Source organism: Flavonifractor sp. An4, from assembly GCF_002161755.1.
Lineage (GTDB): Bacteria > Bacillota > Clostridia > Oscillospirales > Oscillospiraceae > Flavonifractor > Flavonifractor avicola.
In genome coordinates this window covers 24939-32712 of the sequence record NZ_NFIL01000029.1, presented here as the reverse complement: position 1 = coordinate 32712, position 7774 = coordinate 24939, and the positions used below count along the sequence as shown (strand labels likewise).

The following is a 7774-nucleotide window of genomic DNA, read 5'->3' as shown; positions in this document are numbered from 1 at the left end:
ACACCGCGGAGTGCGGGTGCGCTCCCGGGTAAAATATTACATGAGCTGCCGGGTATGTGCTGTTTCGTCCCTGCCAGGATACGTGAGACTGCGTGACGGTTTTCCGTGTTACTGGGACATGTGCTGTTTCGTCCCTGCCAGGATACGTGAGACTGCGTGACGGTTTTCCGTGTTACTGGGACATAGTATCTCAGAATAAATCGAATTATCCCGAGATTTTGCAAAATCCCGGAGAATTATTCGGAGATTGAGAAAAACGGAAAAAGTCAGAAAATGAGCATGACCTGCCGGAAATACAGGGGAAATACAGAGAAAATATTGCAGTCTGGTTTGTGCCCTGACAAAACTCCGAATAATTCTCCCGGGAATTACGCCGAGTTTGGGGCAATTATTCCGAGTTTTCAAAAGGTGGTGATTTTTATGGACAGGGCCGGAAAGAGGGTCAGGGACATCTCCTATCACAGCCCCAAGAACGGCGGAATGGTGGTAGTCCACAGCGAGGCGGCGAGGGCGTACAGCAAGTATCTGGAGGAGCGTCCCGAGGTTGTGTCCTACGAGGCGTGCAAGCGCCTGGACGCCACCCGGCTGAACAGCGTCCAAAAGACAGACATTCGGGGCGAGTATTTCCGGGAGCAGTGGAGCAGTGATTTTTACATCCGCCACGCTGACGGCACCGCCGCCGTTCGGGAGCTGGTCAGCGCCACCGACCTGACGAAGCGGGCTGAAATCGAAAAGCTGGAACTGTCCAGGCGGTATTGGGCGGCGCTGGGCGTAAACGACTGGAAGGTTGTGATAACCGGGCAATAGGCCGGGGACGGCGCGGCTCCCCCGTGCGCTCCTGTGGCTGCGCCGGCGTGTAGGCCCGCTTGTGCAGGGTGTGCAGGGTAGAAACTATCTTTTCTCGCACTTTTTATTTTAACTGGATTTTGATTTTTTGTGTGAGAAACGGGTAATTGTACCCTGCACACCCTGCACACTGCAAAGATTATTTCCTTGTCTTTACAGAAGAATGTAAGTAAATCAAAAGTTCCCCGTTCTCACATTTATCCAAAGGGGGGCTCCGCCCCCCTGAAACCCCCTGTTTACAGGGAGCAAGACAGGGGAGAGAAACAGGCAGGATGCTCCGCCCGCTGCATACTCTCCTGGAGCATTTCCTGCTTTTGCGTGTAAACCCGTACAGCCGCCGTCAGGCGGCTGTCAATCAAATAATTTCCATCCCCCACGGGCGTAAGCCCGTGGGACAAAAAACCTATCTTACATATATGACGCACCAATGGGGGGGAGAGAGATGTTTATTCGGCTTGCCGGTGAGCGCTTCCGGGTGCTCCGGCAGAGCACCGGCGGAGCGTGGGTCATCGCATACGACGAGTACCAGATGCCCCGCTATGTCAGCCGGGATGAGCTGGAACGGGCGGAGCGGATTGCCGCGCCGGAGGAGTATGTCCGCAACCGGGAGCGCCCCAAGTCCAATGCCCAGCAGCAGCGATACGACCTGCTCCGGCCAGCCCTGGAGGATGACCGCTGCATCACGGACGAGGCCCACCGTACGTCAGTATTTGCCGCTATCGCCCGGGAACATGGGACGACGGTCAGGCGGCTGCGCCGCCTGTATCATGCCTATCTGGCCCACGGGAGCCTGACCAAGGGCAAGCCGCGGGAGAGCACCCGCAGACCGGACTACGAGGCGGCAATCCGCAAGTATTACTTTTCGGCCAAGCGTGGCAGTCTCCGCACAGCCTATGAGCTCTATATCCTGGAGCATTACACAAATCAGGGTGTCATTGCCGACGAGATACCATCCTGGAGCAGCTTCAGGACCTATTATTTCCGGCACTTTCGGGACAACCCGCAGAAGGAGATTGCCCGGGAGGGCCTGACCGCCTACCAGCGCAACAGCAGGCCCCTGTACGGCTCTGCCATGCAGTACCGGGAGAGTATTGGCTGCTATCAGGTAGACGAGACCCAGGGGGACATCTATCTGGTGTCCAAATGGGACCGGAGCAAGGTCATAGGACGCCCCAACGTCTATCTGGCCATTGACACGGCCAGCGGCCTGATTGCCGGTCTCTATGTCGGGCTGGACGCGGGCGAGACCGCTATGATGGCCTGCATCGCCAACGCAGCCATGGACAAGACCGTCTACTGTGCGGCCTATGGGATAGATTTGCGCCCTGAGGATTGGCCCAGCCGGGGCCTGCCCTCTGAAATCATCAGCGATAGAGGCGGCGAGTTTGTGGGGAACAGAATCAATGAGCTGTGTATCTGCTACGGCATAGACCGGCAAGCCCTGCCCCCGTTCCGAGCCGAGGAAAAGCCCCTGGTGGAGCGAGCGATGGACTTAATCCAGGAGAGCTACAAGTCCATGCTCCGGGGGCGCGGCGTCATTGGGGACGATGTGGGTGAGCGGTGGGCCACGGACTACCGCAAGCAGGCTATCTTGACCCTGGACGAGTACACGGCCATCGTGATACATACGATTATCGCGCTCAATAAGGGCCGTGTCCTGACCGACATCGGTCACCTGCCCGTGGATGCTCCCAACACGCCCGCAAGACTGTGGCAATGGTTGACAGACCAGGGCAAGAGCACCCTGCTGGATGTAGACGCGGACGAGCTCTACCGCCGCGCTTTACCCCGTGCGTCCAGCAAGCTCACACGAAAGGGCATCGTATGTAACGGCCTGCGCTATCTGCCGGAGCGCGGCGCAGAGCTGACCATCGGCGCGAAAATCGAATATGCCTACGACCCGCAGGACACCAGCCATATCTATGTGATTGCCGAGGATAAGCGGCTCATCCCCTGTGCTCTGGCCCCGTCCAGCGCCCGATACAGCGGCTATGATATGGCCGATGTGGCAGTCATGCGCCGTGAGGAATCGGAGCGCGAGAAAGCTGCCCGCCAGATGGAATTAGAAGCCCGCGTTGCCATGCGGAGTGAGATAGAGCGCATCATCCGGCAGGCGGAAGAACAGAGTACCGGGAGCGTCAAGGATATATCGGACATCCCGCAGAATCGTACCAATGAAAGGAGACGCCTGACATGAAATACAATCTCGGGATGCAGACGGTAGAGGCCGTCTATGACAACAGTGGGACACAAAACCCGCTTATTGAGGCACTGCCGGGGTGTCTGGATGTGGCTCAGTTTGAGCGGCAAATCCAGTGCTGCCCTCCACCACCCCAAGCGTGCCAGAGCATGAGTATGGCCGAGCGCCGTCAGGGGCTGGCCCTGCTGCCCACGGTGTTCGTGCCCTTGCCGTATATGTATTACATCTATGATTCCCTTTACAGGATGCTCCAGAGCAGCTATTACACTCTAACATCACGGGAGCGCGTTACTAAAATCAACGCCCTGTTCGTCTCTGGCAGCTCTGGGGCAGGATATGGAGCTCAGGCACAGTCTGGCGCCCTGCTGGGAACGCCCGGCATCGGCAAGACCAGCACTTTGAAACGCTGCCTCATGCTTATGCCCCAGGTGGTCAGCCATGAGACCTATCTGGGCAAGGCGTTTTACACCAAGCAAGTCCTGTGGCTCCATGTAGAATGCCCCAGCGACGCCAGCCAAAAGACCATGGCCTACAACATCGTCCGGGCTCTGGACATGGCCGTGGGAAGTAATCACCTGGACTATCTGCTGCGGGCTCACGCCGGGTCAGCCAGCGCCGTGGCCACTTATATCAAGACCTTGTGTGTCACCTATAATGTGGGCCTCCTGGTGGTAGACGAGATTCAGAATGTCGTCGCCACCGCCCAGCGGACAAACCGAATTAAGCCGCTGATACGCTTTTTGACCGAGCTTACCAACGACACCTGCACGGCGGTCTATTTTACCGGGACGACACTTGCAGAATCCGTGTTCCAGAGTGAGGAGTATCTGCGGCGGCGGACACGGGGCCCACGGCTCTTGCCGTTCAAACCGGATGGGGCATACCGGGCGTTCTTGGGGGCCCTCTGGCCGTATCAGTACACGCCGGAGCAAGCTGTTATGACCGATAAGCTGGCTAACCAGATATACGATTATAGCGGCGGTATCCCGGCCTATATCTCCAAGCTGCTGGAGGAAGCCCAGGCTCAGGCGCTCATGCGGGGTGTGGATAAGATAGACGGCAAGATGGTTGCGGCGGCAGCGGACTATCTGGCCATCCAGCCGCCCCGGGAGCTGGGGACGGGGACATTCTTGTCTGACTTCCGGCCCCCGGCGGAGGGGGCCGTAGAGCAGCCAGAGGGCAATCCGGGCCCACAGGGAACCGAGGATACATCCAGGGACACCGGCCCCGTCAAGCGGCTCTACGCTGTCCCACGGGGAAGAAAGGCAGACCAGCGGGACGAGCGCGACCTGCTGGTGGCATACAAGGCGGGAGTGCTCCGGGAGCTGCTGCTATCCCAGGACATGGTGGAGGAGGTGATATTGTGCTGACCTGGTTTCCAACGCCCTATCCGGGTGAACTGTTTTACAGCGTGCTGTGCCGGTACTATATGTCCAGCGGCATACGGGAGCATAACATCGTCAAGCGGCAGCTCTTTGGCAATAGAGCCGGAATCAAGATGGCGACGCTCTACCCCAATGCGGCCATCCATGCGGTTCTGTCCCAGCTCCCCAAGGGGGTGTTCGATGGGCGGGACATGATATTGCATCATACACCGTTTGCGTATTATACCAGGATGTACTCAGTCAATGAGCGTGAGGCTCTGTTGGATGACTTGCTCCAAGGGCGGGGCAAGACCCCCACCCACCTGTGGAAGACCTTTCCCCGGGGCGATTACGCTCTGCGATACTGCCCGCTGTGTGTGCAGGAGAACACGCAGATATACGGGGAGCCCTACTACCATGTGGAGCACCAGATACCCCTCTCCAGTGTGTGCGTCCGGCATAAGTGCCGGTTGCGGCAGATTGCTGTTGCCAATCCGAGATTGGCGCTCAATAATTGCTTTTATCCCCTGGGAGCGATGGAGACAGATAAGGAGACGAATGTGAACATATCACCCGCTGAGCTCCGGGTCAGTGAGCTGGTGCGGGAGTATTGGATGCTCCCTGCGTCCGTGTCGCCGCCTACTCACAATAACTTGTATCAGGCGCTCTTGAACAGCGGATACATGGAAATCGCCCGGCAGACAGGGATTATTGTCGATAAGAGTAAGTTGTACGCCGCCCTGTGTAATTATCACGGCGCAGTCACCGTGGAAAAAGTATTTGGCGCCAATATCACTACCAGCATGATGAATCGTCTCAAGACCTGGGAGCAGCTATTACCTGACCGGTACATCATGATACAGACCATGCTGGGTCTACCCACCAAAACCGTGTTTGACCCGGAGCCCGTCCCGGATACACTCCGAGATAAAATAGAGCGCATGGCGGCTCAGAGCAGATTTTGCACGCTCCGACAGGTCGCCCGCACTCTCGGGTTGAAGCAATACGAGGTCAATGCCATCTTACGGCACTACGGCATGGCTCCGTTCTGGCGAGAAGAAATCCCCGGGAAAAACCAGACGGCCCGCCGGGGCCTGCTGCGCTGCACCGTGGACGAGGCGGAGCTGGAGCGCATCCGGCGATACAGCCAGGAGCTGGGCTACCGCTGCGAGGGGGCTTTTGCGCTGGATTGCATCCGGTATGTGATGGAGCAGGGGAATACGCCCCACAAAGATTGAGACAAGCAAGAGCCCCGGTGTCGCATGACATCGGGGCTCTCGCCTGTTATATAGTATCGTCTGGCTTTCCGCCGGCGGCATCCGCATCAACGGCTGATTCTGGCAAGATGGACCGGGATACATCAGCGCCCAAAAGCCCTCCAATCAACTGTTTCGGGTCAGGTATATCAGATGCAGTATCTTTCTCAACGCGGGTGGTGATGTCGTCATCGACTGCGACTAAGGCATTAAAATCATCCTCAAAACACCAGTATGAGCCATCTGTCGTATATGACCGGGTGTGCGCTGCGATGGAGATGTAATTGGCCAATAGACCGGTCAACTCGGATGCCTGCCGCAAAGACTCAAAGCGGCGGAGAACATTGCCCCTGACGTCCAACTGTAAAACGGGGCGTGGTCCGCTGTAAGACCGTTTCTTTTTGGGACGGCGAGCTGCCGCACTACCGACCCGGCGCGGCGCGGGAGGTGCAGGAGGATGGGAGGGGCCGATGTTGTTGGGGTCACTCTCCATAATGGCTGGCGGCTGTTTGCCTTCCAGTATGGAACAGACATAAGCATAGTTCCATTTAGCACGTTTGAACAGGTCTTCTATCTCTTCGTCCATTGCTCTCCGCTGGTACATTCGCCTCGATAAGTATTCCAGTTGCTCCATGCAAAGCGACTGATATTTGTTCAGGTATTCTTGTGTTTCATTCATTATAGTTCACCTCGATATTGCGTTTATATACCGTAGATTCTTTATGATTATTATACTATAAATGTGTAAATTTCACAATATAATGTGATTATACGCAAAAATATAGCTGAAAAAATGACGAAAACAAGTCTGCTCATTTATGAACAGACTTGCCTCAAAATTGCCGCATGAGCGGATTATCCTGCATAAAATTTGTCACTTTGCACAATGCGCCCAGGGCCCGCTGCGGCGGCATCCTGCCCCGCGCCCGTCTGTTTACACAGAAAGGGAAGCATGGGAGAAGGAGAAGGATTTTGTCGCTCCGCTGTCACGCTCATCTATGCTCTAACTGGAGCATCCCTGGATACGCTCTGCTGGTATGCGCCTGCTGGGATGCCTCGCTGACGCATCTGTGGCAATGTGGCATATTTTTTTCAAACCGTTTCGTATTTGTTTTCATTTTTCTTTTTCTCCAGAATTGATTGATATAAACATGTAAATATGCCACAGAAAATACGAAACATACGATATATCGTCGTTTCGTATGTGGCAACAGGGAATAACTTTTGCCACATGATTTATGCCCGTTACCATACTTTGGAGCGCAAAAATACTGATTTATCAGGGGTTTCGGCATGTGAGGCGGCTGTGGCAATTTTTCTTTTGATTTTGCCACAAATGGAGCGGAAAACGAGCTGAAACCTGATTTTTCTTCCTATTATTACTTGTCCGGGAGCATCCATACGCTCCCGAAGCCTGGAAAATAGCCTGTGTGGCAAAATTTCAGCATAAAATTTGCCACATAATAAATAATTCCCGAACAGCGCATCGGCTGTCCGGGAATTTGTCTTTTTTTATTCAAGTTCGTATTCTGTCGCCATCTGCCTCCGAAGCTGAAGCATAGCATCGAGTCCATCCTCGACATTAGGATGTATCTCGCGCCCGGCCATCTCGCAGTCAACAATGTAATTGGTCACCTTTTCAATGGTGTCATTGATTCGTAACCAGCGCCGTTTCGCTTCGCTGCTCATGGGCTTACGCCGGGTAGCTGGTGCAGCAGCGGCGGACTCCTCTGAGAGGATTTTTTGGACCATTGGAGCGATACGCATCCATGCACGGTACATCTCAATGTCCGATTCCTCGGTCTTGCGGAGTTCGTCATCAATCTTTTTGTATAGATTATTTCGGGCTGTTGCCGCGTCTGACTGGCAGCTGTCGGGCGAAATAAGTTCAGCCACAGTAATGCCCAGCGCCTTGGCGATTTTCTCCACAGAATCGAACTTCGGGCTCGTCGAATTGCGCTCCCAGTGTCCAATGGTCTGATATGGGATATCTGTAGCTTCGGCCAACTCCGTTTGGGTCATACCTGCTGCAATTCGAGCAGTCCGAATGCACTCTCCGATTGTCATGGCAATTCCACCTCCATGTTCTTATTATATATTATATAGAA

Annotated in this window: 6 protein-coding genes; 4 read left to right on the top strand and 2 right to left on the bottom strand. The window is 55.1% G+C overall.

Annotated elements, in window-relative coordinates:
• Window positions 1–420: 420 nt before the first annotated feature.
• The 4 genes from B5F94_RS12145 (at window position 421) to B5F94_RS12130 (ending at window position 5648) form a co-directional block, all read left to right on the top strand.
• Window positions 421–807 carry a hypothetical protein gene (locus tag B5F94_RS12145; RefSeq protein ID WP_087330460.1) on the top strand — a complete coding sequence of 129 codons (387 nt, stop codon included), beginning with the start codon at window positions 421–423 and terminating at the stop codon, window positions 805–807.
• A gap of 481 nt (window positions 808–1288) precedes the next feature.
• Entirely contained in the window at window positions 1289–3043 is a 1755-nt protein-coding gene (locus B5F94_RS12140) for a Mu transposase C-terminal domain-containing protein (protein WP_158100290.1), read from the top strand.
• Window positions 3040–4416: an ATP-binding protein gene (locus tag B5F94_RS12135; protein WP_087330456.1), complete on the top strand. Its 1377-nt coding sequence runs from the start codon at window positions 3040–3042 to the stop codon at window positions 4414–4416. Before B5F94_RS12140 ends, B5F94_RS12135 begins: the two co-directional genes overlap by 4 nt.
• Complete coding sequence (locus B5F94_RS12130; RefSeq protein WP_158100289.1) at window positions 4410–5648, top strand: TniQ family protein; 1239 nt, start codon at window positions 4410–4412, stop codon at window positions 5646–5648. The genes B5F94_RS12135 and B5F94_RS12130 overlap by 7 nt, the downstream gene beginning before the upstream one ends.
• A gap of 46 nt (window positions 5649–5694) precedes the next feature.
• Here B5F94_RS12130 and B5F94_RS12125 read toward each other — a convergent pair whose 3' ends face one another.
• Both B5F94_RS12125 and B5F94_RS12120 read right to left on the bottom strand, forming a co-directional pair.
• On the bottom strand, window positions 5695–6345 hold the full coding sequence (locus B5F94_RS12125; RefSeq protein ID WP_087330452.1) for a hypothetical protein: 651 nt from the start codon (window positions 6343–6345) through the stop codon (window positions 5695–5697).
• Between the two features lie 833 nt (window positions 6346–7178).
• Window positions 7179–7733: a helix-turn-helix domain-containing protein gene (locus B5F94_RS12120; RefSeq protein WP_087330451.1), complete on the bottom strand. Its 555-nt coding sequence runs from the start codon at window positions 7731–7733 to the stop codon at window positions 7179–7181.
• Between the last annotated feature and the right edge of the window lie 41 nt (window positions 7734–7774).